This window comes from Trinickia mobilis, assembly GCF_017315705.1.
Classification (GTDB): domain Bacteria; phylum Pseudomonadota; class Gammaproteobacteria; order Burkholderiales; family Burkholderiaceae; genus Trinickia_A; species Trinickia_A mobilis.
Map to the genome: position 1 here is coordinate 165,205 of NZ_JAFLRF010000005.1, position 23,335 is coordinate 188,539.

The window sequence follows — 23,335 nt, forward strand, 5'->3', positions numbered from 1 at the left end:
CTTTGGCAAGGAGATTGGCTAAAACGCGCTTAGTCTCTGGCGCGATTTTTCATGGTGCGCGCATGTGAGCATTCGCTAACCGGTGACGAAACCGGCGCGTGTCATTCGGCGACGAACACCTGCGTGCCGGCTTTCGCGAGCGTCTCTTCCATTTCGGGCGGCGTGGGCGCGTCGGTAAAGAGCGCGTCGATCTGATTCAGGTGCCCCTGGCGCACGAGCGCCGGGCGGCCGAATTTCGAATGGTCGGCGGCGAGATAGATGGTGCGCGCGTGCTCCATGATCGCTTCGGCCACGCGAACCTCGCGCGTGTCGAAATCGCGCAGCGTGCCGTCGGTCTCGATGCTCGACGTGCCGATGATCGCGAAATCGACCTTGAACTGCTTGATGAACTCGATGGCGAGCTCGCCGACGATGCCTTTGTCCCATGGCCGCACGATGCCGCCGGTCACGAGCACCTCGCAATCGGGATAGCCGCTCATCATGTTCGCAACGTTCAGATTGTTCGTGATGACGTGCAGGCCGCGATGGCGGTTGAGCGCGCGCGCCACTTCCTCGGTCGTCGTGCCGAGGTTGATGAAAAGCGACGCCTGATCGGGAATGTGGGTGGCGACCAGCGCGGCGATGCGGCGCTTTTCGTCATGGAACATCCGCTGGCGCGCGGCGTAGGAGACGTTTTCCGAGCTCGTCGGCAAGCTTGCGCCGCCGTGGTAGCGGCGCAGCAGGTTCATGTCCGCGAGCCAGTTGACGTCGCGCCGGATCGTCTGCGGCGTCACGTCGAAGTGGGCGGCGAGATCGTCGACGGTCACGAAGCCGTCACGCTGCACCCATTCGAGCAATTCCTGTTGACGCGCGTTGAGGGTCAAGCGTGGGTCTCGGGTCATGGCTTGTCGGTCGGCGGTGCTCGGCACGCGGCGGTTGAAGTGAGCGTATTGTAAAACCTGCGGCGGCCGGCTCAGGCGGCATCTGCGATGGTTTCTTCCAATCGGGGCCATAGTATTCCGGCCATAAGCGCGGAGTCGCTCCGCGCGCAAGCGGCCGCTCGTGTTCGCTTTCGTTGACATCTGTAGCGTGCTCTGCACGATCCGCACCGGGTATTCATAATCCGAATCTGCAGTCAGTCAGACTTTTCCATCTCACCCGTTTTCCGCCGAGAGCCCACGACATGACCCGCTTCAACTGGCAAAACCCGTACCCCACGCAGCGTCTGCCGGTCTTCGCCCGCAATATCGTCTCGACTTCGCATCCGCTCGCCGCACAAGCCGGTCTGCGCATGCTATGGAAAGGCGGCAACGCCATCGATGCAGCGATTGCCGCCGCCGCCGCGATTACCGTCGTCGAACCGGTGTCGTGCGGCCTCGGCGGCGATGCGTTTGCGCTCGTCTGGGACGGTACGAGGCTGCATGGGCTGAACGCGTCGGGCGTCGCGCCGGCGGCGTGGAACGTCGACTATTTCAAGCGCAAGTACGGCGAGGAGCACGGACGGGCGAAGCAACCCAAGCGCGGCTGGGACGCAGTCACGGTGCCCGGCGTGATCGCCGGCTGGGAGGCCCTGCATGGCAAGTTCGGCTCGCTGCCGTTCGCGGATCTGATGGCCCCGGCGATCGAGATCGCCGAGCGCGGGCACGCACTGGCCGCCATCGTCGCGTACAAGTGGGCGGCGGCCGTGCCTGAGCTGAAGGACGAGCCGGGCTTTGCCGCCACCTTCATGCCGCGCGGCCGCGCGCCGGAGGTGAGCGAGCTCGTGCGCTTTCCCGGCCACGCCAAGACGTTGCGCTACCTCGCCGAAAAAGGTCCGCGCGCCTACTACGAAGGCGAGATCGCCGAGCGGATCGCGGCGTTCGCGCGCGAGGGCGGCGGCGCGCTGACCGTCGACGATCTGCGCAACTACCGCGCCGACTGGGTCGAGCCGATCGGCAAGGACTATCGCGGCTACACGGTCCACGAGATCCCGCCGAACGGGCAGGGCATTGCCGCGCTGATCGCGCTCGGCATCCTGGAGAAATTCGATGTCGGCGCATTGCCCGTCGACGGCATCGAATCACAGCACCTCCAAATCGAAGCGATGAAGCTCGCGTTCGCCGACGTCTACCGCTATGTCGCCGACCCGCGCTCGATGGACGTCACCCCCGAGCAGATGCTCGACGACGCCTACCTCGCCTCGCGCGCCAAGCTGATCGACCCGCGCCGCGCCACGCCCTTTAACGTCGGCATGCCGCGCGCGGGCGGCACGATCTATCTGTCGGCGGCCGACGAGCGCGGGATGATGGTGAGCTTCATTCAGTCGAACTACATGGGCTTCGGCTCGGGCATCGTCGTGCCCGATACCGGCATTTCGATGCAGAACCGCGGCTTCGGCTTTTCGACGGACCCGGCTTCGCCGAATGTCGTCGCAGGCGGCAAGCGGCCGTTTCACACGATCATCCCGGCGTTCCTGACACAGCGCGTCGACGGCAAAGAAGAAGCCGTGATGAGCTTCGGCGTGATGGGCGGCGACATGCAGCCGCAAGGTCATCTGCAGTCGATCGTGCGCATGCTCGACTACGGACAGCAGCCGCAGGCCGCATGCGATGCGCCGCGCTGGAAAGTCAACCGCGACTTCACAATCGACATCGAAGCGACGCTCGATGCGAACACCGCGCGTGCGCTCGAAGCGCGCGGCCATACGATTCAGTCCATCGACGATCCATATATGGATTTCGGCTCCGGCCAATACATCTGGAGGCTCGATCGCAACGATCCTGAGCGCGGATATGTCGCGGCCAGCGACAGCCGCCGCGACGGGCTCGCGGCAGGCTTTTGAACGGCGTTATATCGTGTAACGAATGTCTGACTTTGCGATAGAAGACCAAGGAACCGACGGCGCGCGGCATGGTCTGTGCTACTTGCCGGCAGGCTCGCGAAAGTCCGGCTAAGATTCCGGATATAAGGATTAACAAATTCAATTGCGCTGTATTCAACGCGGATTCGGCAACGCGCTTCTACTGAAGGCGCGGTATGCGCAGGCCATAGAATTGAATGCGGCTTTGGGAGCGCAACGTATGCAAACTGATTCCAACCATGTGATGCCTTGGCGTATCGAGGACATCGATCTCACGCGGATCGATCGTCAGCGTGCCGCGGCAAATGAGGATCTCTTGCTGTTGCTCTGCGCCGCGTCGTTCATCGAAAGCGGCTCCGACCTCTACACGAGCAATCTCACCACGTTCTTCCATGGCGATCCCGAAGTGTCCACGTGGCTCAACAACGAATGGGAGCCCGAGGAACTGCAGCACGGCCGTGCGTTGAAAGCCTATATCCATTACGTTTGGCCGGAATTCGACTGGGACACGGCCTTCCATGACTTCTTCGACGAGTATTCGAAGACCTGCTCGGTCGAGCAGTTCGAGAAGAGCCGCGCGCTGGAGATGGTCGCGCGCTGCGTGGTCGAGACGGGCACGGCCACGTTGTACCGCGCGATCAACGAGTGTTCCGACGAACCGGTGCTCAAGGAAATCACCGACAACATCCGCACCGACGAAGTCCGCCACTACAAGCATTTTTTCAAATACTTCAAGAAGTACAACAAGACCGAAGGCAACGGCAGGCTCGCGGTGCTCGGCGCGCTGATGCGCCGGGTGATGGAAATCAAGAACGAGGATTCGGAAATCGCGTTGCGGCATGTGTTCGCGATTCGCTATCCCGAACGCGTCAACGATTTGAACTACAACCGGGATCGCGTCGCGCGCGTCAATGCATTGGTGCGGCGCAATCTGTCGGCCGATATGTGCGTGAAGATGCTGCTGAAACCGCTCGATCTGCCCGCGAAGATTCAGCCGGGCGTCCACTATCCGCTTGCGAAGATCACGCAGCACGTCTTCTTTCGCTAGGCAGATGGCGTGATGCACGCTGCTCGTTTGTGCTACAACGAAATGGCCCGCTCGATGCGGGCCATTTTCGTTGTCGAACCGAGTTAGCGCTTTAGCTGTCGGCCGGAGTTAGTGCTTCAGCACTTACTCCGGCCCCATGCAGAGCACTTACTCGGGTCCCATGCAACGCTGCACGAGTTCCGCTGATGAGCGAGGCACGCCATGTCCGATTCCACTTCTCGCGAAACCGCGCTCGAACAAAGCGCCTTCGATGAATGGCCGCCCGAATTGCGCGCACTGTTCGACGGCACGGCGCTTGCCGCCAAGACAGGCTTTACGGCGTCGCTGGTGACGATCGATGTGAACGGTCATGTGCGCACGTCGCTGTTGAGCGCGGGCGAATTGTACGCGCCCGATTCGCGGACGCTTTGCTTCGCGCTATGGCCGAGCTCGCGCGCGGCGCGCGCGCTGCACGAACGAGGGCAGGCCGCGTTGACCTTCGTGCACGACGAGGCTTTCTATCAAGTGCAGCTTGACGTGCAGCCGTTGACGGACGACGAGCGCGCCGCACCGGGATCGTTGGCGTGCTTCGCCGGATCGATCGACACGGGTGAGTCGCAGAGGGTCCGCTACGCGCGCTTGACGAGCGGCATCGCGTTCGAATTGGAAGAGGAGAGGGATGCGGTGCTCGATCGATGGGAACGGCAGATCGAGCACCTGAGACAAGCCGCGAGCGGCGCAGCGGACCGCTGACGCGTTATCGCCTGCGCGATCAGCGGCCGCGCTGGCCGTTGCGCACGGGTCGTTCGCGGCGCGAAGCCTCGCTGCGCGGCGCGCCCCCGAGCAGTGCGCCAGGGTTGTTTTGCGCCTTTCGGTTGCCTGCGTAGCCGTTGTTTGCCGGAGCGTTGTCGTGCCTTGGGGCACGCGCTTCGCCGTGGGCCGAATCCTGGCGCTGCGTGTTTTGCGATTGCGGCTTGGCCGCTGCATGACGAGCCGGAGCGCGACGTGCATCTTGACGCGGCTGCGTCGCTGCCCCTGCGCCCGCCGTTGCCGGACGAGCTTGGCGCGCGCCGGCCTCGCTGCCGCCTTCACGACGAGGCACTGGCTGAGCACGCTGCCCCTGCTTCGCAGCGGACGGCGCCGCGCTTTCGCGCCGCGCACCGCCGCCTTGCCCTTGCCCCTGACCCTGACCCTGACGCGGCTGACGGCCGCCACCCCCTTGTCCGCGGCGCTGAATCGGCTCGGGCTTCGCATTCGGATCGGGGTCGAAGCCCGCGATCACTTCCTGCGGCACGCTGCGCTTGATGAGCTTTTCGATGTCCTTGAGCAACTGCAGTTCGTCGACGCATACGAGCGACACCGCTTCGCCGCTCGCGCCCGCGCGCCCTGTGCGGCCGATCCGGTGCACGTAGTCTTCGGGCACGTTCGGCAAGTCGTAGTTGACGACGTGCGGGAGCTGATCGATGTCGATGCCGCGCGCGGCGATGTCGGTCGCGACGAGCACTTGCAGCGTGTTGTTCTTGAACTCCGCGAGCGCGCGCGTCCGCGCCGACTGGCTCTTGTTGCCGTGGATCGCGAGCGCGCTGATGCCGTCTTTCGTCAATTGCTCGGCGAGCCGGTTCGCACCGTGCTTCGTGCGCGTGAAGACGAGCACCTGAAACCAGTTGTGCTGATGGATCAGATGCGTGAGCAGCTCGCGCTTGCGGTCGCGATCGACCGGATAGATTTTCTGCGCGACCGTTTCCGCTGTCGTATTGCGGCGCGCGACTTCGATCAGCGCGGGCGAGTCGAGCAGGCTGTCGGCGAGCGTCTTGATCTCGTCGGAGAAGGTCGCCGAAAAGAGCAGGTTCTGCCGCTTCGGCGGGAGCTTCGCGAGCACGCGCTTGATGTCGTGAATGAAGCCCATGTCGAGCATGCGGTCGGCTTCGTCGAGCACGAGGATTTCGAGCTGCGACACGTCGATCGTCTTTTGCTGCATGTGATCGAGCAGCCGCCCCGGCGTCGCGACGACGATATCGACACCGCGCTTCAACGCATCGATTTGCGGATTGATGCCGACGCCGCCGAACATCACCGTCGACTTCAGCTTCAGATACTTGCCGTACGCACGCACGCTTTCTTCGACTTGCGCGGCGAGCTCGCGGGTCGGCGTGAGGATCAGCGCGCGCACCGCCACGCGCTTCGCGTGCTGCGCGCCGGCTGGCATCGAAGCCAGGCGCTGCAGGATCGGGAGCGTGAAGCCGGCCGTCTTGCCGGTGCCGGTCTGCGCGCCGGCGAGCAGGTCGCCGCCGTTGAGCACGGCAGGGATCGCTTGTTTCTGGATCGGAGTGGGGGACGTGTAGCCGAGTTCATGAACGGCTCGCACCAACGGTTCGGACAAGCCGAGAGAATCAAAAGACATAGCGTTTCTTCTAGCAATTCGGTAATGACGACCGTCGCTTCACGCAGCCCTTGGGCGCGGACAGTCGACGGCCGGGTAAATCGGCGGCGCAGATGCGCACCGCATAGCAAGCACGTGCATTCAAGACACGGTGCTGCGCGTTAAGTTGCATTCGCCGGCGAGCACGCTGCGACGGGTTGACCGGACGCGTTACGCGACATACGCCGCGACGCTGACGAATTGACACAGGCTGCCGGCCAGCACGAACAGATGCCAGATGCCGTGACCGTGTCGAATGCGCTCGTCGTTGATGAAAAAATAGATGCCGACGCTATAAATGACTCCGCCGGCAACGAGCCATGCCGTGCCCGCGGGCGGCAATGCCTCGACGAGCGGACGGACGGCGACGAGCGCAAGCCATCCCATCAGCACATAGAGCACCATCGATACGCTGCGGGTTCGGCGCCCGAGCGTCAGTTCCTGCACGATGCCGACCGCCGCCAGCCCCCAGCTCACGCCGAACAGCGACCACCCCCACGGCCCGCGCAGCGTGACGAGCGTGAACGGCGTATAGCTGCCCGCGATCAGCAAATAGATCGCCGCATGATCGCATTTTTGTAGGATTGCCTTGACGCGCGGATGACGGATGCTGTGATAGAGCGTCGAGATCGTGTACAGCACGAACAGCATCGAGCCGTAGACGCTGAAGCTGACCACCTTGTACGCATCGCCGTCGAGCGCGCCCATCGTGACGAGCGCCGCCAGCCCCGCCACCGCCAGCACGGCGCCGACCAGGTGACTGATGCTGTTGAAACGCTCACCGATATGCACGGCAAAACCCCCTAAATGCCTTCATGCGCGGGTGGCGCAAAAGGCAGGCCAGACCGGTCCGGTAAAACCGCCAGCCCTGAAAAAACGAAAGGCGCAGCCGCGGTTTCCCGCAGGCCGCGCCCGGTTGCGTCAGGCCGCGCTTAGTCGAGCGGCGCCGAACGCAGGTCGCTCACTTGTTGCGGCGATACCGCGGTGCCGTGGTTGCCCCACGTCTTCCGGATGTACGTCACAACTGCAGCCACTTCCTGATTCGACAGCGATTGAGCGAACGGCGGCATGCCGTGCGGCTTCGAATTGCCTTCCGTGCTCGGCGGATAACCGCCGTTCAGCACCATGCGGATCGGATTGACCGCCGACGGCATCTGAATCGACTGGTTGTTCGCGAGCGGCGGGAACGCCGGCGGGAAGCCGAGACCGTTTTCCGCGTGGCACTTCGCACACTGATTGGTATAAATCTTATGACCCTGGTCCAACAGTTCGCTGCCGAACTGTTCAGACGTTTCCAATTGCAACGATTCCGGCGCTTCCTGCTTCTGCGGGATCGTCTTCAGGTACGTCGCCATCGCCTTGACGTCGTCGTCGGACATATATTGCATGCTGTTGTGCACGACTTCGGCCATCGGGCCGAACACCGCGCCGCGCTGCGATACGCCGGTCTTCAGGAGATCGGTGATGTCCTTCGTTTCCCACTCTCCGAGGCCGGCTTCCTTGTTCGACGTCAGCGACGGCGCATACCAGTTCTGCAGCGGGATCAGGCCGCCGGCGAAGGCCGCCGAGTTGACCGGGCCGCCCATCGCGTTGATCGACGTATGGCACATGCTGCAGTGGCCGAGACCTTCGATGAGGTAAGCGCCGCGATTCCATTCGACCGACTTCGTCGGATCAGGCTTGTACTCGCCTTCGCGGAAGAACAGCGTGCGCCACCCGATCAGCAGGTTGCGGTTGTTGAACGGGAACTTGAGCTCTTGCGGATGGCTCGGCACGGAGGCCGGCGGAACCGAGCGCAAGTACGCGTAGATCGCGTCGGAATCGGCGCGCGTGACCTTTGTGTAGCTCGCGAACGGGAACGCCGGGTAAAGCAGGCTGCCGTCCTTCGAGCGGCCCGTGTGCAGCGCGCGATAGAAGTCGTCCGACGACCACTTGCCGATGCCGTATTGGTCATCCGGCGTGATGTTCGGCGTGTACAGCGTGCCGAACGGCGTCAGCATCGGCAGGCCGCCGGCGAAGGTCTGGCCGCCGCGCACCGTGTGGCACGCGATACAGTCGCCGGCGCGGGCGAGGTACTCGCCGCGCTTGATCAGCGCAGCCTGGTCTTCCGGCGTCGCTGCCATGGCCGCGCCGTTGTGCAGGTTGTCGCCGCCCGACCACAAGACGGGAACGAGCGCGGCCGCCGCCACGATGACGACAGCAGAAAGTGCGAACAGGGACTTGCGTTTCATTTGAATCTCTCTCCTCGCGCCTTATTGCGGTTCGCTGCCGCAGGCAAGCGGAGTCTTCAACGAGCGGGCCGGAGCCGGCACGGGGTTTTGCGGAGCCGGCTGCGTGGAAAGCCACGAAGCGACGGCGTTCACGTCGTCGTCGGTCAGGCGCGTGGCGACTTCGTGCATGCAATCCGGCGCGATCGCGTGACGCGAGCCCGAACGCCATGCGCCGAGCTGGGCGCTGATGTAATCGCTATGCAGGCCGACGAGACCCGGAATAGCCGGTTGCATGCCGGTCAACTGCGAGCCGTGGCAGGCCGCGCAGGCCGGCACGTTCTTCGACGGGATGCCGTGCAGAACAATATCCTTGCCGCGCGCGAGCGTGGCCGGCGAGACCGTCGGCTTCGACGGCGGCGGGTACGGCGGGCGCTGCTGGGAGAAGTACGTCGCGATCTCGTGAAGGTAGTCGTCCGAGAGGTACGTCACGAGGTAGTTCATCGGCGGGTACTTCCGGCGGGCTTCGCGGAAGTTGACGAGCTGATTGTACAGATAGTCGGCCGGCTTGCCCGCGAGGCGCGGGAAGTAGTCATTGTCGGTGCCCTGCCCGTGCGTGCCGTGGCATGCGGTGCAGCCTTGCACTCGCGATTCCATCGTGTCGACCGGAGGATTGGGTTGAGTCTGCGCTTTCGCAGCGCTATAGACGCCTGCTGTGCCGATCAGCAAAAGGGCGAGCAGCGGGCGGAAAATGCGTCTTGAAGACACGCGTAACTCCATGTTATTCGGGGACCTGACCGGGCTTCGATCGGCTCGGTGTATGTAATGAGGCAGCCGAGCGCTGCGACGCAGCATTCTATCATCGATGGGTGATGCCGGCTATTTGGCCTACATCGATCCGGTTCCCGTGCGTTCGGCGCTGCGACAATATGCCACGCGGCGGTTTTTCTCAGGCGAATGGGGTGCGCCCGGCCGAGGGGGATCAGTGATTGGTGAGAGTCAGGTCTTGATCTTGCCGCCCAGCTTTTCGCAGGTGCCGCGGGGCATCGTCTTGAAGTCGGCAGGATCGTTGCTTTTCGTGGACTGGCCGGCGCAGCTGTGCGCGTCGGTGCCGCAGTCGTTCTGGCCGGCCTTCGCGACGCCGTAGCACTGGACCTGCGCGTTGGCGTCGCCGGCGTGCGCGGCGAGCGGTGCGGCGCTCGTGGCGGCGGCGAGTGCAGCGGCGAACAGGGCATGGCGCGATACGGATTTGTTCATGATCGTTTCCTCTCGGTGGCGAAGTGACCGAGGTGGCTGCGCGGCGGTCCTTTCGCGTTCGGCAACAAAGCGATTCAGATTCATTGTGCAGCATGGACGGGCATTCGCCAACGCCGGTTGACCCGTCGCGAGCGAGGGGCATCGAAGCGTACACTCTCGCCTGCGCATGCGGCCGGACCGTGCCGTGACGGCGCGCGCCGTGCATCCGCTGCGCAGTTTCCGACTACTTCCTTTCGATTGCCTGCCGATGAATTATTTCGATCTGTCCGATCCCTTGGTGCGCGCGCCGTCGATGCGCGCAGCCGCCGCGAGCTTCGACGCTTCTCCGTCTACTTCGGCGCCACGCCTTGCGCCGGACGCAGCGGAGCGGGTGGTCCGATGAGGCTCGACGGACAGTGGATCGGCCAGGTCGCGATGGCCGCGCTGATGAACGTCGCGTTCGCGTTTGCCATCGGCTCGGCGCTGCTCGAAACGTGGCTCGCGAAAGAAGGCGGGCGCGCGATCGCTGCGCCATCGCATCACGCATGGCTGCGCGCACAGCGATCTCTCGTTGCAGCGGCCATCGTGCTCGTGCTGACCGATGCGGGCTGGCTCGTGTATCAGGCCGCTTCGATGAGCGGCTCGGACTTGCTCTCCGCGCTCGGCGTCGTGCCTACCGTGCTTGCGCAGACCCACGTGGGCCAGGCGTGGTGCGTGGCGTTCGGCGGGGCGGTGCTGGTGCTGCTCGCGGCGCTCTTGGGGCGAGCCGGCACGCTCGGTCATGCGCTGTTCTGGCTCGCGGTCATCGTTGTCGCGGCAGGCAAGGCGCTGCTCGGACACGCCGCCGACGCGGGCATGTGGTCGGCGGCTGCCGCCATCCATACGCTCCATATCCTTGCGACGGGCGCATGGGGCGGCCTGGTGCTGGCCGGCGGTTTCGGCGTCCTCCCCGCGCTCGATTCGTCGGTGGCGCGCGGCGTGCTGATTCGCGTGGCGAGGCAGGTGTCGCAGGGGTCGCTCGTTGCGCTCGGGTTCGTCGTGATTACGGGCGCGCTCAACGCGGAGCGCGGACTCGGCGGTTCGCTCTCGCCGCTTCGGTCGAGCACGTGGGGGCATGTGCTGATGCTCAAGCTCGCGCTGGTTGCGCTTGCGATCGTGCTGGGCGGATTGAATCGCATGTCGGCGCTGCCGCGTCTGCGCCGCACGGCGTCGACGATGGACGCGCATACGTTCAACAACGTGCTGCATCTCGAAGCGCTTGCGATGATCGGCGTGTTCATCGCGGCGGCGGCTTTGGCGCACAGCGCGCCGGGATATCCCGCGGCAGGCTGAAGCGCGCGCTCGGCTTGCGCCATGGCAGCTGCGCAGCCGCTGCGGCGCGCAGCGCCCGCCGCGTATTGCATGCGCACGGTGCTGCCGCGGTCGTGAGCCGCCCGTTGCCCGGCTTGGTCTTCAGCCGGCGCGCATGCTGCGCGCGTTCCAGGGTCGCCTCGGGAAACATCCCTTGCTGCAAGTCCCCGCGTTGATCGGCCCATTGGCAAATCAGCCAGGTCCCCGGCGCGAATACGACCGGGCCGACGTAGGTCGCGGTCATCGGCATGCTGCCCGATTTGAGCGTCAGCACGTCGCCGACCCGGTAGCGCGTACGCGATCGATTGAGCATGAAGCGGTTTGGCTCCGGTATTGTCGTTGTGCGGGCGGCGATGTTCCAGTTCCGAGATTCATTCGTAGCCGAGCTTGTGACTGAGGATCGGCGCGCAGAACAGCGCGATCGCGCAGCCGGTGACTTTGCCCTCGAGTTCAGCCGACGCGACGCGCGCGTGATACGCGTGGACCAGCAAATCGAAGAGCTGCGGCGAGCAGTAGATAAGCGCTGCGCCAAGGCAGCACTGCCCGATCGCCGATATGCGCCAACCGCGTCCGTAGCCGATCGCCGCGGCGATCACGCGCAGCACGCCGAAAACGACGAGCGTGCCCACGGCTGTTTGTTCCCGAATCAGATAGTCCGGCAGGAACTCGCCCATTTGCTGCTCCCTGTTTGTCGTTTGCAGAGAGCACTGCAAGGAGCGGGCCAAGCGTGCCGCGAGCGCGGCACGCGGGTGCGCGAGCCCCGGACGGCAAGGCTTGCGCGATATTTCCATGCGTCGCGTACGCGCCGCTTGCGCGGGCGCGCGCGACCCATCCGCCCGTAACGTTGCGTAACTGAGACACCGCCCGCGTCACGCGGGCGCGCGTCAGGCCGGGCTCACCACTCCGCGACGCTGCCGTCCGCGTGACGCCACACCGGGTTGCGCCAGCGATGGCCGGTCTTCGCCATCTCGCGCGCCTTCTCTTCGTTGACTTCGATGCCTAGCCCGGCGCCTTGCGGAATCGAGACGAAGCCGCCTTCGTATTTGAAGACCTCAGGGTTCTTGATGTAGTCGAGCAGGTCGTTGCCCTTGTTGTAGTGGATGCCGAGACTCTGTTCCTGGATGAACGCGTTGTAGCTGACCGCGTCGATCTGCAGACAGGTTGCGAGCGCAATCGGACCGAGCGGGCAGTGCAGCGCGACGGCAACGTCGTAGGCCTCCGCCATCGACGCGATCTTGCGGCACTCGGTAATGCCGCCCGCGTGCGAGGCGTCCGGCTGGATGATGTCGACGTAGCCGCCCGCGAGAATGTGCTTGAAGTCCCAGCGCGAGTAGAGCCGCTCGCCGAGCGCGATCGGCGTGCTCGTCTGGTTGACGATGTCGCGCAGCGCCTCGAGGTTTTCCGACAGCACCGGCTCCTCGATGAACATCAGCTTGTACGGATCGAGCGCCTTCGCGAGCACCTTCGCCATCGGCTTGTGCACGCGTCCGTGGAAGTCCACGCCGATCCCGACGTGCGGCCCGACCGCTTCGCGCACGGCGGCGACGTTCTCGATCACTTTTTCGACTTTGTCGAACGTGTCGACGATCTGCAGCTCCTCCGAGCCGTTCATCTTGACCGCTTTGAACCCGCGCTCGACCACCGCGCGCGCGTTGTTCGCGACGTCGCTCGGACGGTCGCCGCCGATCCACGAATAGACCTTGATGCGCTCGCGCACCTGGCCGCCGAGCAGCGCGTGCACGGGCACGCCGTGGTGTTTGCCTTTGATGTCCCAGAGCGCCTGATCGACGCCGGCGATCGCGCTCATCGAGATCGGACCGCCGCGGTAGAAGCCCGCGCGGTACATGACCTGCCAGTGGTCTTCGATCAGGAGCGGATCCTTGCCGATCAGGTAGTCGGCGAGCTCGTGGACGGCGGCTTCGACGGTGTGCGCGCGTCCCTCGACGATCGGCTCGCCCCAGCCGGCCACGCCTTCGTCCGTTTCGATCTTGAGAAAGAGCCAGCGCGGCGGAACGATGAAGGTTTCGAGCTTGGTGATTTTCATGGGCCGATGCCTCCTTGATCTTGGCCTTGGGCGGTGCGAAAGCCGTATCCTAACTCATTGCGGGCTTGTAATACTATTAATAGTATTATTCGATGATGAATCTTCGTTAGGCGAACGCGGGCGCCCCAGGGCGATGCGTGATAATCGCGCTCGTTTTCAGCGCGCGCAGCGCCCGAACGACAGGGCGCGAGCCCACCACAGGAACAGGAGGACACCATTCAGCACGATCTGCACGGGCGCGTCGCCCATCTGCTCGCCACGGCGATCCTGCGCGGCGACTACGCGCCCGAATCGACGCTGCCGCGCGAAGCCGAACTGATGGAATCGTTCGGCGTGAGCCGCACCGTGCTGCGCGAGGCGCTGCGCACGCTGACGTCGAAGGGGCTCGTCGAATCGCGTCCGAAGGTTGGCACGCGCGTGCGGCCGCGCGTCGCGTGGAACCTGCTCGATGCCGACTTGCTCGATTGGTACGCGCGCGTCGCCGAGCCGATGACGTTCGCGCTGAAGCTCCAGGCGATGCGCGAGATGATCGAGCCGTTTGCGGCCGAACTCGCGGCGCGCGTGCATACCGGCGAGACGCTGGGCCTCATCGAAGACGCTCACGCGGCGATGGCGGCGGCGCAGAACGTCGACGAATGGGTGCGCGCGGATCTGCGTTTTCATTTGAGCGTGCTGAACGCGTGCAGCAACGAGTTGCTGCTGCCGCTCGGCACGTTGATCGAGCGCACGCTCGAAGGGCAGTTGCGGTTGAATGCGAAGCGAGCGGACGTGTTCAACGCGTCGCTTGCCGAGCACACGGCCGTATTCGATGCGATCAGGGCACGCGACGCGCAGGGCGCGCGGCGCGCGATGGCCGATTTGCTCGGCACGACGCGCGGACGGATCGAAAGGTGATGTCCGCAGCGCAACACGAGGCCGCGTCGTGCGCGGCAAATCGAGTTCGCCGAGAATCCGCCGAGATCCCTCACGACAGTCCGACGATGGATGAGAAAACCCTGGCGGCCTACGACCAGGCCGCAGCGTCGTTCGCCGACGATTGGATCGGCGGTTCGATCGCGAGGCAGTGAGCGCGTCGTCGGGCAAGCGGATTCATCGCCTCGTCGTGAAGAAGGCGGAGAGTTGAGCCGGCGTCTGGCAGTGCCGTTTACGCGCGGCCTGCTCTAGTTCGTTTGACTTACAGCATTCGTACGTACGCTTGGCAACTGCGCGATGTTCGCCGTTCGTGAAAGGATGCGTGCAATCGCGAACAGACCTCGGCACGTTAAAACTGCTGAACCACGAGCGCAGACGCGCGATAGGAAGCAGACGATGGACCCTCGATCAATCGAACCCCAAACGGCGAAGGCGCCGGCGAAGAAGGGCCCGTCCAAGCGGATGCTGAACATGCTTTCGGTCCTGGTCGGGCTGGCGACGTTTGCCGGTGGATTGGCGTGGATTATTTACGCCGAGTTGCCGATCTTCGCGATTCCGCTGGTTAGCTGCGTGCCGGTGATCGCGGCGGTGGCGTTTCGCAATTGCTGGGACTGAGCGGGTTCGAACGGGGCAGGCTTGCCGAAGTGATAGCCCTGCATGAACGTGCGTCCGAGCAGGACCGTCAGCCAGATGGTGTTAGCCAGACGCTGGGCGATCTGATGGTCGGTCAGGGTGGCAATCATCTTCCTGCGTCTCGACCAGATCCACAGGCGCACCACGCATGCGGCGCAGAGCGTGAAGGGGAGGTATTCGCAGAGCAGTGTGGGCGCTTTTCCGATGTGGGTGATGGCGACCGCGACGCTGTTGATGACGAGAATCAGATAAAGCAGCGGCAACTGCCTCGAAAATGCCTCGAACTGGGAGCGCATGAGCAAGCGGTGCTCCCCTCGGGCTTTCGGCATCAATCTGGTAAGACGCATTTTGGTCATCCGGCTTGAACCCGATCTTGTGCGACGCGGCTGAAATCGGATGAGCGCGAGGTCGCGCTTGCGCAAAATCTTTTCCCGCCTTTTTTTCGCTGGCGGGAAGTTTCGAGTGCGGGGCTTGCGTGAGGCTCGTCACATGGCGTGTCCGTCACATGCCCGCGCAGACGTTACGGGGCCGGAAATGACGAAAGGGTTACAAGCTTCCGCTTGTAACCCTTTGATCGCGTATCAGACGGAGTCGAAGGTCTTCAGCAGATCCGACATGGCCTTCTTGCAGTTGCTCTGAGTGGGGGCGTCGGCGCGCAGCGCGGCCAATGCGCGGTCGATGGCCTTGTCGACGGTGTGCCAGTCCTGCGGCGAGCGCGGCTTCAAGCCGGCTTCGGCCGAGTCCCATGCGACTTCCAAGTCCTTGATCCGTGCTTTCGCTGCCGGAAGGTCGCCCTTGTCCACGGTGGCGGCGACGTCGGCCGCAATGCTGCGAAAGGCGGTCAAGTCGCCCAGCCGGGATGCTGTCTTTGCCTGGACTGGCGAGTTGGCTTCAGGCGCCGCCGAAGCCGTGCTTGCTGCAGCCGTGCCGGCTGGCTTGGAGCATCCGGCCGCAAGGGCCAGGACGGCGATGGCCGATGTTGCGGCTACAGGGCGGACGAGTGAAAGTAGGTCGCGCATGATTTTTTCCTTGAATTGCGGCGGGGAGGTTATTGGACGGCTTGCGCGTTGCGGCGGCCGCCCGCACTGAACTGCTCGACGGCCACCAGCATCACGATCACGGTCAGGAAGAGGACGCTGGTCCACATGGCGCCCATGCCGATGCCGCCGTAGGTCCTGGCCTGCGTCAGCAAATCGCCGAGCGCGGCGCCAAAGGGGCGCGTCAGGATGTACCCGAGCCAGAAGGTCAGCACGGCATTGCCGCCCATGCGCCAGGCCGCGTACGTGACGGCAATCAGCGCGCCGAACGACACGGCGCCCCACGCGAAGCCAAGACTGAGCGCTTCGGTTGCCAGATCGCCTGCCGCGGTGCCGAGCGCAAACGTGCAGAGGATGGCGGCCCAATAAAACAGCTCGCGGCTGCGCGTGACGATTTCGTGAATGGAGAGGGTGCGCTCCACGCGATACCAGACCGCGAAAATCGCGGCGAGCGCCACGGCAAACGCCGATGTGCTGACGTACAAGCTGATGCCGAGTCCATCGGTGAGCAAGTCGGTGATCTGGGTGCCGACAATGCTCACCAGGACGACCGACAGCCAGTAAAGCCAAGGCGTGTAGCGCCGCGTGCGCAACTGCGCAACGAGGGCGGCTGCCAGCAGCGCGCCCATGACCGCGCGGGTCGCGCCTTGGCCCCAGCCGGCATCGACCGCCAGAAAGTCGGCGCCCGTTTCGCCGACCGTGGTCGACATGATCTTGATGATCCAAAACGACAGGGCGATTTCGGGGACTTTGCTGAGCCAGCTTGTCGATGTGGGTGTCGGCAGTGCATTCATCGTGGTCTCTCAGTCGAGGTGAACGGGATGTGCGCTAGTCTGGCAAGTCAGGCTTAGGGCAGTCATAGGCCGTTTGCCTGCGCATGCGTTGGCCGATTGACGGGACGAGGACGCGCCGACGATGTCGAATGGAAGGCGGATGCGGGGGGATGTGCTGTGATTGGCTGCCGCTCGGAGACCGGTCACCCAATTTCTGGCCGCGCGGTTCGAGCGCAAAGAAAAAGCCGCTGAACCTTGCGGACCAGCGGCTTTTTGCATTTGGTGGCGAATCAGGGACTCGAACCCCGGACCTGCGGATTATGATTCCGTCGCTCTAACCGACTGAGCTAATTCGCCAAAGAAAACGAATTATGATGGCGGCTGGGCGGCCTGTCAACCCCTCCCTCGCAATTTTCTGCCGCCGCGCCATCTGGCGGCCTGAGAGCCGCCTCCGAGCCCACGCCCGCTCAATCGCGCGAATAAATATTCGAGTCCTTGGTCTCCTTGACGAACAGCATGCCGATCACGAACGTGATCAGCGCCACCACGATCGGATACCAGAGCCCCGAGTAGATGTCGCCCCGCGCCGCGACGATCGCGAACGCCGTCGCCGGCAGGAAGCCGCCGAACCAGCCATTGCCGATGTGATACGGCAGCGACATCGACGTGTATCGAATCCGCGTCGGGAACATCTCCACGAGCATCGCCGCGATCGGGCCGTACACCATCGTCACCAGGATCACGAGGATCGTCAGGATCACGACCGTCATCGGCCAGTTCAACTGCGCCGGGTTGGCCTTCGCCGGGTAGCCGGCGCTCTTGAGCGTCGTACCGAGCGCCTTGTCGAACGCCTTGCCCTTGTCCTTCGCGTCGGCGGCCTTGCCGTCGTAGGTGTCGATCACCGTATCGCCAACCTTGATCTGCGCGAGCGAACCGGCCGGCGCCGCCACGTTCGTGTAGTTCAAGCCGGCCTTCGAGAGCGCGCCCTTCGCGATGTCGCACGAGCTCGTGAACTTCGCCGTGCCAACCGGGTTGAACTGGAACGAGCACTCGTCAGGATTGGCGATGACCACGATCGGCGACTTCTGCGTCGCGGCTTCGAGCGCCGGGTTCGCGAAGTGCGTGAGCGCCTTGAAGAGCGGGAAGTACACGAGCGCCGCGATCAGGCAGCCGGCCATGATGATCGGCTTGCGGCCGATCCGGTCCGACAGCGAGCCGAAGAACACGAAGAACGGCGTGCCGATCAACAGCGCCAGCGCGATCAGGATGTTGGCGCTCGTGCCGTCCACCTTCAGCGTCTGCGTCAGGAAGAAGAGCGCATAGAACTGGCCCGTGTACCACACCACGGCCTGTCCGGCCGTCAAGCCGACCAGCGCCAGAATCACGATCTTCAGGTTCTTCCACTGGCCGAACGCTTCGGTCAGCGGCGCCTTCGAGGTCTTGCCTTGCGACTTGATGCGCAGGAACGCCGGCGATTCGTTGAGCTGCAGCCGGATCCAGACGGACACCGCAAGCAGGATCAGTGACGCGACGAACGGCACGCGCCAGCCCCAGGTACCGAACGCTTCCTCGCCGATCGACGTGCGCACGCCTAGGATGACGAGCAGCGACAGGAACAGGCCGAGCGTCGCGGTCGTTTGGATCCACGACGTGTAGTAGCCGCGCCGGTTGGCCGGTGCGTGTTCGGCGACATAGGTCGCCGCACCGCCGTACTCGCCGCCGAGCGCGAGGCCCTGCAAGAGCCGCATCGCGATGAAGATCACCGGCGACGCGAAGCCGATCGCCGCATAGCCGGGCAGGAAGCCGACGATGAACGTCGACAGGCCCATGATGACGATCGTGATCAGGAACGTGTACTTGCGGCCGACGAGGTCGCCGAGGCGTCCGAACACGATCGCGCCGAACGGCCGCACCGCGAAGCCGGCGGCGAAGCCGAGCAGCGTGAAGATGAACGCCGCGGTTGGGTTGACGCCGGAAAAGAAGCTCTTGCTGATGTAGATGGCCAGCGAGCCGGCCAGGTAGAAGTCGTACCACTCGAAAACGGTGCCGAGCGACGAGGCGAAGATCACCCGCTTTTCGTCGCTTGTCATCGGCGCGTGCGAAATTTGACCGCCAACGGTTGCCATGTGTTGTCTCCAATTTTGATATACGCGCAGGGAGCGCTGGGTAACGCGTCCCGTCGATGATTATTGGAGCGGAAACTTACGGCGCACTGACGCGAAATCTCAAAATGGGGTCCGTTGCGTGAAGGTGCGATCTGCGTCGTTTTTCATCTAATTTCGTGTATTTTCTCAGCAACGTCGCCCATATGGGGTTTTTGCTGTGCTTGGCGGCAGGCGAAAACGGACGTGCTCAGGGTAAGTCCTGAATCGGCGCCGAGGTCCTCAAGCTGACTCGCACGAGTGTTCCGGCCAAGCGCGGCTCGGATTGATAGACGTTGTCGTCGATTGTGAGCGCGCCGCCGTGCATCGTCGCGATCTCGCGGACGATCGCGAGCCCGAGCCCGCTGCCGTCGCCTTCGCGGCCCAGTATCCGATAGAACCGCTCGAGCACCCGGGTGCGCTCGGCGGGCGGAATGCCCGGCCCGGTGTCTTCGACTTCGAGGTGCACTTCCTGATTCGGCCCGTCGAGCCGTACGCGAACCGTAATGCGGCCGCCTTCGGGCGTATAGCGGATCGCGTTGTCGAGCAGGTTCGACAACATCTCGCGCAGCATGACCGCATTGCCGTCCACCGTGACCGGCGCGTCCGGCCCCTCGTAGCCGAGATCCATTTGCTTGGCGAGCGCGGGCTGCACCCAGTCGCGCACGGCGAGCCGCGCCAGCTCGGACACCTCGACCGGCGCGAACGCCTGCCCTGACATCCGGTTCTCGGCGCGCGCGAGCGCGAGCAATTGCGTGACGAGGCGGGCGGCATGCTCCGAGCTCGTCGCGATCTGTTCGAGCGAGCGACGCACCTCGGCCGACACGTCTTGCCGCAGCGCCAGTTCTGCCTGCGTGCGCAGGCCGGCGAGCGGCGTCTTCATCTGATGCGCGGCGTCCGCGATGAAGCGTTTTTGCAGCTCCATGTTCTGCGCGAGACGCGTGAGCAAGTCGTTGAACGAGGTGACGAGCGGCTCGATTTCGGGCGGCGCGCGCCGCGCTTCGAGCGGCGAAAGGTCGTCGAGCCGCCGCGCGCGCAGGTTCGATTGCAGCGCGGTGAGCGGCGCGAGGCCGCGCGACAGCCCGAACCAGACGAGGACGATCGCAAGCGGCAGGATCACGAACTGCGGGAGGATCACGCCTTTGATGATGTCGTTGGCGAGTTGGCTGCGCTTGTCGAGCGTCTCGGCCACCTGCACGAGCACGGGCGCGCCGCAGCCCGCCCCGTGGGTGCGGGCCAGGAAGTCCTCGCAGGGGGACTGCGCGCCGGATGCGTGCGGAAACTCGACGGTCGTGTAGGCGACGCGGATGTCGTTGCCGTGCAGCATGTCGTCGCGGAACTCGACGATGCCCGGCTGCGGGCGGTCGTCTTCGTGCGGCAGCGGCAGGTCGGCATCGCCGCCGACCAGCTCGCCGCGCGTGCCGAGCACCTGGTAGTAGAGCTTGTCGACGTTGTCGGCGGAGAGGAAGTCGCGCGTCGACGCGGGCAGCGACAGCTCGGCCACGCCGTTGACGGGCTGGATCTGCCGGGCGAGCACATACACGTCGGTTTCGAGCGCGCGGTCGAACGGGCCGTTGGCGATCGTCTTCGCGACGAGATACGTGACGGCGATGCTCATCGGCCACAGCAGCAAGAGCGGCGCGAGCATCCAGTCGAGAATCTCGCCGAAGAGCGAGCGCGGGCGCGCTTGCTCTTCGGCCTCGGTTTCGTCGGGCGGCGCGAACGGGTTCGCGTAGGTGGCGTCGCGGAGCTCGTCGGGATCCGCCGCGCGCGCGGCCGCAGGCTCCAGCGGCGGGAGCGCCGGACGCTCTGCGGGTGCCGCGGCGCGCTCCGCGGAAGCTGGGGAGGCCATGTGACGCCTCTACTTGGACGAGTGATTCGCCGGCGACTTGGCCAAGCCGTTCGAGGCCGCGTCCGAAGCGCCGGATGACGGTGCCGCGGCCGCCGGCGCGGCTTTCTCGAGGCAGTAGCCGAGGCCGCGCACGGTGATGATGCGCACGCCGCTCGGCTCGATCTTCTTGCGCAGCCGGTGCACGTAGACTTCGATCGCGTTGTTGCTGACTTCCTCGCCCCATTCGCAGAGATGGTCGACGAGCTGTTCCTTCGACACGAGCCTGCCGATCCGTTGCAGCAGCACTTCGAGCAAGCCGAGCTCGCGCGCGGAAAGGTCGATCACCTGATCGTTCACGGTCGCGATGCGGCCGACCTGGTCGAACGCGAGCGAGCCGTGCCGCACGACAGTCGGCCCGCCGCCCGCGCCGCGGCGCGTGAGCGCGCGCACGCGCGCTTCGAGCTCGTTCAAGTCGAACGGTTTTGCCATGTAGTCGTCGGCGCCGAGGTCGAGGCCTTTCACGCGTTCGTCGACGCTGTCGGCGGCGGTGAGGATCAGCACCGGCAGGTTCGAATTGCGCGCGCGCAGCCGGCGCAGCACTTCGAGGCCCGACAGCCGCGGCAGCCCGAGATCGAGGATCAGCAGGTCGAAGGTTTGCACCGAGAGAGCGGCGTCGGCTTCGGCGCCGCCCTTCACGTGATCGACGGCATAGCCCGATTGGCGGAGTGATCTGACGAGACCGTCCGCGAGTATGCTGTCATCTTCTGCAATGAGAATTCGCATGATGTGCCGCTGCCGCGTTGCAGTCACCGCGGCACCGCGCTGTGCCACAGCTTTGCCCGGCGCACGGCGGTCTCCGAATATCGTGTGGTTTTGGCTGTCCGATCGTACCCGGTTGTCAATACGCAAAGGCGATGCAGATGCGCGTTGGCTCGGGCTTGCAAAAACCACTGTTTTTTTATACAGTGTCTGCGTTTCGTGCGCTGGTTTGGCGGTATGCCGCTCAAGGCTTGCGCACCCACCTCAGACGCCGTTCATCATAGCAAAGGACGATTCATGGAAGAAAGCAAGAAAGGCTCGGCTGGACTGACTGCTGAAAAGAGCAAGGCACTCGCTGCGGCGCTCGCGCAGATCGAAAAGCAGTTCGGCAAGGGGTCGGTCATGCGGCTCGGCGACGGCGAGGTGGCCGAAGATATTCAAGTCGTGTCGACGGGCTCGCTCGGTCTCGATATCGCGCTCGGCGTCGGCGGCCTGCCGCGTGGCCGCGTGGTCGAAATCTACGGGCCGGAATCGTCGGGCAAGACCACGCTGACGCTGCAAGTCATCGCCGAAATGCAGAAGCTCGGCGGCACCGCGGCGTTCATCGACGCGGAACACGCGCTCGACATCAACTATGCCAGCAAGCTTGGCGTGAACGTGTCCGATCTGCTGGTCTCGCAGCCGGATACGGGCGAACAGGCGCTGGAAATTGCCGACGCGCTGGTGCGCTCGGGCTCGATCGACATGATCGTGATCGACTCGGTCGCGGCGCTCGTGCCGAAGGCCGAAATCGAAGGCGAGATGGGCGATTCTCTGCCGGGTCTGCAAGCGCGCCTGATGTCGCAGGCGCTGCGCAAGCTCACCGGCACGATCAAGCGCACGAACTGCCTCGTGATCTTCATCAACCAGATCCGCATGAAGATCGGCGTGATGTTCGGCAACCCGGAAACCACCACGGGCGGCAACGCGCTGAAATTCTACGCGTCGGTGCGACTCGACATCCGCCGCGTCGGTTCGATCAAGAAGAACGACGAAGTGATCGGCAACGAAACGCGCGTGAAGGTCGTCAAGAACAAGGTGGCGCCGCCGTTCCGCGAAGCGATCTTCGATATTCTTTATGGCGAAGGCATTTCGCGCCAAGGCGAAGTCATCGATCTCGGCGTGCAGGCGAAGATCGTCGACAAGGCGGGTGCGTGGTACAGCTATAACGGCGAGCGCATCGGCCAGGGCAAGGACAACGCACGCGAATTCCTGCGCGAGAATCCCGATATCGCGCTCGAAATCGAAAACCGCATCCGCGAGTCGCTTGGCGTGAACGCGATGCCGGCGGGCGCTGCGGAAGGCGCCGAAGTCGCGGACGAAAAGGAGTAAGCATCGCGTGATGCGCAAGGGCCGGGCGGCGTCGAATGCAGGGCGCGGTAGAGCAGGGCGCGAAGCGACCGGCGACTCGGCTGGCCCTGGCCCCCGTGATGGTTCCGACGCGGCGAATACTGGGCCCGCAACCGGTCAAGCGACTGAAAGCACCTATACGCGTTCGCGTCGAGAGCCTTCTGCCTCATCTGATCAGTCTTCCGGGCGTTCGAAGAAGCCCGCCCGCTCTTTGAAGGCTCGCGCCCTCGACTATCTGTCGCGACGCGAATACAGCCGCTCCGAGCTTTCGCGCAAGCTCGCCCCCTTTGCCGAAGAGGCAGACGCGCTCGAAACGCTGCTCGATTCGCTCGAGAGCGAAGGCTGGCTATCCGATTCGCGCTTTGCCGAAAGCCTCGTGCATCGCCGCGCGGCGCGCATGGGCACGAGCCGGATCGTCGGCGAACTGCGGCGCCACGCGGTGGGCGACGCCTTGATCGAAGAAGTCGGCGCGCAACTTCGCGAAACCGAGCTGGCTCGCGCGCAAGCCGTCTGGCGCAAGAAGTACGGACAGTGTCCCGAGACGCCGGCCGAGCGCGCAAAGCAGGCGCGCTTTTTGGCCATGCGCGGTTTCTCCCGCGCGACGATCGTCAAAATCCTGAAGGGTGACGACGACGAATGGGACGACGAGTAACGGGGGCGTGTAATTGCGACCTGTGACGTGGGCGTCCTACACCGACGCATAACTGGGACGACCAACGGCGGCGCGTCAATGCGGCGCGTAACCGCGACGACTAACGG

At 64.4% G+C, this 23,335-nt stretch carries 23 protein-coding genes and 1 tRNA gene; 8 read left to right on the top strand and 16 right to left on the bottom strand.

The genetic code is table 11. The annotated features are described in order from the left end of the window. Window positions 1-101: 101 nt before the first annotated feature. Window positions 102-881 carry a DeoR/GlpR family DNA-binding transcription regulator gene (locus J3489_RS09205; protein ID WP_206997412.1) on the bottom strand — a complete coding sequence of 260 codons (780 nt, stop codon included), beginning with the start codon at window positions 879-881 and terminating at the stop codon, window positions 102-104. 281 nt (window positions 882-1,162) lie between these two features. Here J3489_RS09205 and J3489_RS09210 point away from each other — a divergent pair, with 281 nt between their 5' ends. From J3489_RS09210 to J3489_RS09220, 3 genes are all read left to right on the top strand, one after another. Next, entirely contained in the window at window positions 1,163-2,800 is a 1,638-nt protein-coding gene (locus tag J3489_RS09210) for a gamma-glutamyltransferase family protein (protein WP_206997413.1), read from the top strand. A 238-nt stretch (window positions 2,801-3,038) separates the two neighbouring features. Next, on the top strand, window positions 3,039-3,866 hold the full coding sequence (locus J3489_RS09215) for a ferritin-like domain-containing protein (protein WP_206997414.1): 828 nt from the start codon (window positions 3,039-3,041) through the stop codon (window positions 3,864-3,866). A gap of 201 nt (window positions 3,867-4,067) precedes the next feature. Further along, the gene (locus tag J3489_RS09220) at window positions 4,068-4,598 is read left to right on the top strand and encodes a pyridoxamine 5'-phosphate oxidase family protein (protein ID WP_206997415.1); all 531 of its coding nucleotides are present in this window, start codon (window positions 4,068-4,070) and stop codon (window positions 4,596-4,598) included. A 19-nt stretch (window positions 4,599-4,617) separates the two neighbouring features. Here the strand turns inward: J3489_RS09220 and J3489_RS09225 are convergent, their stop codons facing one another. From J3489_RS09225 to J3489_RS09245, 5 genes are all read right to left on the bottom strand, one after another. After that, window positions 4,618-6,246: a DEAD/DEAH box helicase gene (locus tag J3489_RS09225; RefSeq protein ID WP_206997416.1), complete on the bottom strand. Its 1,629-nt coding sequence runs from the start codon at window positions 6,244-6,246 to the stop codon at window positions 4,618-4,620. A 189-nt stretch (window positions 6,247-6,435) separates the two neighbouring features. Then, on the bottom strand, window positions 6,436-7,056 hold the full coding sequence (gene trhA, locus J3489_RS09230) for a PAQR family membrane homeostasis protein TrhA (protein ID WP_206997417.1): 621 nt from the start codon (window positions 7,054-7,056) through the stop codon (window positions 6,436-6,438). A gap of 140 nt (window positions 7,057-7,196) precedes the next feature. Continuing rightward, window positions 7,197-8,495 carry a c-type cytochrome gene (locus tag J3489_RS09235; protein ID WP_206997418.1) on the bottom strand — a complete coding sequence of 433 codons (1,299 nt, stop codon included), beginning with the start codon at window positions 8,493-8,495 and terminating at the stop codon, window positions 7,197-7,199. Window positions 8,496-8,516: 21 nt separating this feature from the next. Further along, window positions 8,517-9,251 (bottom strand): c-type cytochrome, encoded by a 735-nt coding sequence (locus J3489_RS09240; protein ID WP_206997419.1) that lies wholly within the window; start codon window positions 9,249-9,251, stop codon window positions 8,517-8,519. A gap of 219 nt (window positions 9,252-9,470) precedes the next feature. Next, window positions 9,471-9,728 carry a BufA1 family periplasmic bufferin-type metallophore gene (locus J3489_RS09245; protein WP_206997420.1) on the bottom strand — a complete coding sequence of 86 codons (258 nt, stop codon included), beginning with the start codon at window positions 9,726-9,728 and terminating at the stop codon, window positions 9,471-9,473. Between the two features lie 378 nt (window positions 9,729-10,106). Between J3489_RS09245 and J3489_RS09250 the strand changes: the two genes are divergently transcribed. Then, window positions 10,107-11,039, top strand: a complete 933-nt coding sequence (locus tag J3489_RS09250) for a CopD family protein (protein ID WP_206997421.1) — start codon at window positions 10,107-10,109, stop codon at window positions 11,037-11,039. Here J3489_RS09250 and J3489_RS38550 read toward each other — a convergent pair. The 3 genes from J3489_RS38550 to dgoD form a co-directional block, all read right to left on the bottom strand. Continuing rightward, window positions 10,984-11,370 carry a YodC family protein gene (locus J3489_RS38550; protein ID WP_206997422.1) on the bottom strand — a complete coding sequence of 129 codons (387 nt, stop codon included), beginning with the start codon at window positions 11,368-11,370 and terminating at the stop codon, window positions 10,984-10,986. The two genes, J3489_RS09250 and J3489_RS38550, sit on opposite strands and share 56 nt — an antisense overlap. 58 nt (window positions 11,371-11,428) lie before the next feature. After that, window positions 11,429-11,731 carry a hypothetical protein gene (locus J3489_RS09260; RefSeq protein ID WP_206997423.1) on the bottom strand — a complete coding sequence of 101 codons (303 nt, stop codon included), beginning with the start codon at window positions 11,729-11,731 and terminating at the stop codon, window positions 11,429-11,431. Window positions 11,732-11,952: 221 nt separating this feature from the next. Further along, the gene (gene dgoD / locus J3489_RS09265; protein WP_206997424.1) at window positions 11,953-13,101 is read right to left on the bottom strand and encodes a galactonate dehydratase; all 1,149 of its coding nucleotides are present in this window, start codon (window positions 13,099-13,101) and stop codon (window positions 11,953-11,955) included. A 216-nt stretch (window positions 13,102-13,317) separates the two neighbouring features. Here dgoD and J3489_RS09270 point away from each other — a divergent pair, with 216 nt between their 5' ends. Both J3489_RS09270 and J3489_RS09275 read left to right on the top strand, forming a co-directional pair. Continuing rightward, window positions 13,318-13,995: a FadR/GntR family transcriptional regulator gene (locus J3489_RS09270; protein ID WP_206997585.1), complete on the top strand. Its 678-nt coding sequence runs from the start codon at window positions 13,318-13,320 to the stop codon at window positions 13,993-13,995. After that, on the top strand, window positions 13,995-14,168 hold the full coding sequence (locus J3489_RS09275) for a hypothetical protein (RefSeq protein WP_206997425.1): 174 nt from the start codon (window positions 13,995-13,997) through the stop codon (window positions 14,166-14,168). The genes J3489_RS09270 and J3489_RS09275 overlap by 1 nt, the downstream gene beginning before the upstream one ends. 372 nt (window positions 14,169-14,540) lie before the next feature. On the opposite strand, the gene J3489_RS09280 is transcribed toward J3489_RS09275, so the two are convergent. The 7 genes from J3489_RS09280 to J3489_RS09310 form a co-directional block, all read right to left on the bottom strand. Next, window positions 14,541-15,068, bottom strand: a complete 528-nt coding sequence (locus J3489_RS09280) for a hypothetical protein (protein ID WP_206997426.1) — start codon at window positions 15,066-15,068, stop codon at window positions 14,541-14,543. 159 nt (window positions 15,069-15,227) lie between these two features. Then, the gene (locus J3489_RS09285) at window positions 15,228-15,665 is read right to left on the bottom strand and encodes a hypothetical protein (RefSeq protein ID WP_206997427.1); all 438 of its coding nucleotides are present in this window, start codon (window positions 15,663-15,665) and stop codon (window positions 15,228-15,230) included. A 29-nt stretch (window positions 15,666-15,694) separates the two neighbouring features. Then, window positions 15,695-16,477: a COG4705 family protein gene (locus J3489_RS09290; RefSeq protein WP_206997428.1), complete on the bottom strand. Its 783-nt coding sequence runs from the start codon at window positions 16,475-16,477 to the stop codon at window positions 15,695-15,697. Between the two features lie 259 nt (window positions 16,478-16,736). Beyond that, window positions 16,737-16,813 (bottom strand) — tRNA-Met (locus J3489_RS09295). A gap of 110 nt (window positions 16,814-16,923) precedes the next feature. Continuing rightward, window positions 16,924-18,582, bottom strand: a complete 1,659-nt coding sequence (locus J3489_RS09300; RefSeq protein ID WP_206997429.1) for an MFS transporter — start codon at window positions 18,580-18,582, stop codon at window positions 16,924-16,926. Window positions 18,583-18,808: 226 nt separating this feature from the next. After that, the gene (locus tag J3489_RS09305; protein ID WP_206997430.1) at window positions 18,809-20,449 is read right to left on the bottom strand and encodes a sensor histidine kinase; all 1,641 of its coding nucleotides are present in this window, start codon (window positions 20,447-20,449) and stop codon (window positions 18,809-18,811) included. Window positions 20,450-20,458: 9 nt separating this feature from the next. After that, entirely contained in the window at window positions 20,459-21,211 is a 753-nt protein-coding gene (locus J3489_RS09310) for a response regulator transcription factor (RefSeq protein WP_206997431.1), read from the bottom strand. A gap of 273 nt (window positions 21,212-21,484) precedes the next feature. Here J3489_RS09310 and recA point away from each other — a divergent pair, with 273 nt between their 5' ends. Further along, a complete protein-coding gene (gene recA, locus J3489_RS09315; RefSeq protein WP_206997432.1) occupies window positions 21,485-22,558 on the top strand; it encodes a recombinase RecA in 1,074 nt (357 codons plus the stop codon). 10 nt (window positions 22,559-22,568) lie between these two features. Continuing rightward, window positions 22,569-23,228, top strand: coding sequence for a recombination regulator RecX (recX, locus tag J3489_RS09320; RefSeq protein ID WP_206997586.1), 660 nt, complete (start codon window positions 22,569-22,571; stop codon window positions 23,226-23,228). Window positions 23,229-23,335: the final 107 nt, after the last annotated feature.

What these genes read in the sequence shown, in the direction of transcription:
- J3489_RS09245 (WP_206997420.1), bottom strand. Translation starts at nt 9,728, where the DNA reads ATGAACAAATCCGTATCGCGCCATGCCCTGTTCGCCGCTGCACTCGCC.
- J3489_RS09300 (WP_206997429.1), bottom strand. Translation starts at nt 18,582, where the DNA reads ATGGCAACCGTTGGCGGTCAAATTTCGCACGCGCCGATGACAAGCGAC.
- J3489_RS09260 (WP_206997423.1), bottom strand. Translation starts at nt 11,731, where the DNA reads ATGGGCGAGTTCCTGCCGGACTATCTGATTCGGGAACAAACAGCCGTG.
- J3489_RS09285 (WP_206997427.1), bottom strand. Translation starts at nt 15,665, where the DNA reads ATGCGCGACCTACTTTCACTCGTCCGCCCTGTAGCCGCAACATCGGCC.
- dgoD (WP_206997424.1), bottom strand. Translation starts at nt 13,101, where the DNA reads ATGAAAATCACCAAGCTCGAAACCTTCATCGTTCCGCCGCGCTGGCTC.
- J3489_RS09205 (WP_206997412.1), bottom strand. Translation starts at nt 881, where the DNA reads ATGACCCGAGACCCACGCTTGACCCTCAACGCGCGTCAACAGGAATTG.
- J3489_RS09220 (WP_206997415.1), top strand. Translation starts at nt 4,068, where the DNA reads ATGTCCGATTCCACTTCTCGCGAAACCGCGCTCGAACAAAGCGCCTTC.
- J3489_RS09225 (WP_206997416.1), bottom strand. Translation starts at nt 6,246, where the DNA reads ATGTCTTTTGATTCTCTCGGCTTGTCCGAACCGTTGGTGCGAGCCGTT.
- J3489_RS09275 (WP_206997425.1), top strand. Translation starts at nt 13,995, where the DNA reads ATGTCCGCAGCGCAACACGAGGCCGCGTCGTGCGCGGCAAATCGAGTT.
- J3489_RS09235 (WP_206997418.1), bottom strand. Translation starts at nt 8,495, where the DNA reads ATGAAACGCAAGTCCCTGTTCGCACTTTCTGCTGTCGTCATCGTGGCG.
- J3489_RS09250 (WP_206997421.1), top strand. Translation starts at nt 10,107, where the DNA reads ATGAGGCTCGACGGACAGTGGATCGGCCAGGTCGCGATGGCCGCGCTG.
- J3489_RS09310 (WP_206997431.1), bottom strand. Translation starts at nt 21,211, where the DNA reads ATGCGAATTCTCATTGCAGAAGATGACAGCATACTCGCGGACGGTCTC.
- J3489_RS09290 (WP_206997428.1), bottom strand. Translation starts at nt 16,477, where the DNA reads ATGAATGCACTGCCGACACCCACATCGACAAGCTGGCTCAGCAAAGTC.
- recA (WP_206997432.1), top strand. Translation starts at nt 21,485, where the DNA reads ATGGAAGAAAGCAAGAAAGGCTCGGCTGGACTGACTGCTGAAAAGAGC.
- J3489_RS09305 (WP_206997430.1), bottom strand. Translation starts at nt 20,449, where the DNA reads ATGGCCTCCCCAGCTTCCGCGGAGCGCGCCGCGGCACCCGCAGAGCGT.
- recX (WP_206997586.1), top strand. Translation starts at nt 22,569, where the DNA reads ATGCGCAAGGGCCGGGCGGCGTCGAATGCAGGGCGCGGTAGAGCAGGG.
- J3489_RS09215 (WP_206997414.1), top strand. Translation starts at nt 3,039, where the DNA reads ATGCAAACTGATTCCAACCATGTGATGCCTTGGCGTATCGAGGACATC.
- J3489_RS09240 (WP_206997419.1), bottom strand. Translation starts at nt 9,251, where the DNA reads ATGGAGTTACGCGTGTCTTCAAGACGCATTTTCCGCCCGCTGCTCGCC.
- J3489_RS38550 (WP_206997422.1), bottom strand. Translation starts at nt 11,370, where the DNA reads ATGCTCAATCGATCGCGTACGCGCTACCGGGTCGGCGACGTGCTGACG.
- J3489_RS09210 (WP_206997413.1), top strand. Translation starts at nt 1,163, where the DNA reads ATGACCCGCTTCAACTGGCAAAACCCGTACCCCACGCAGCGTCTGCCG.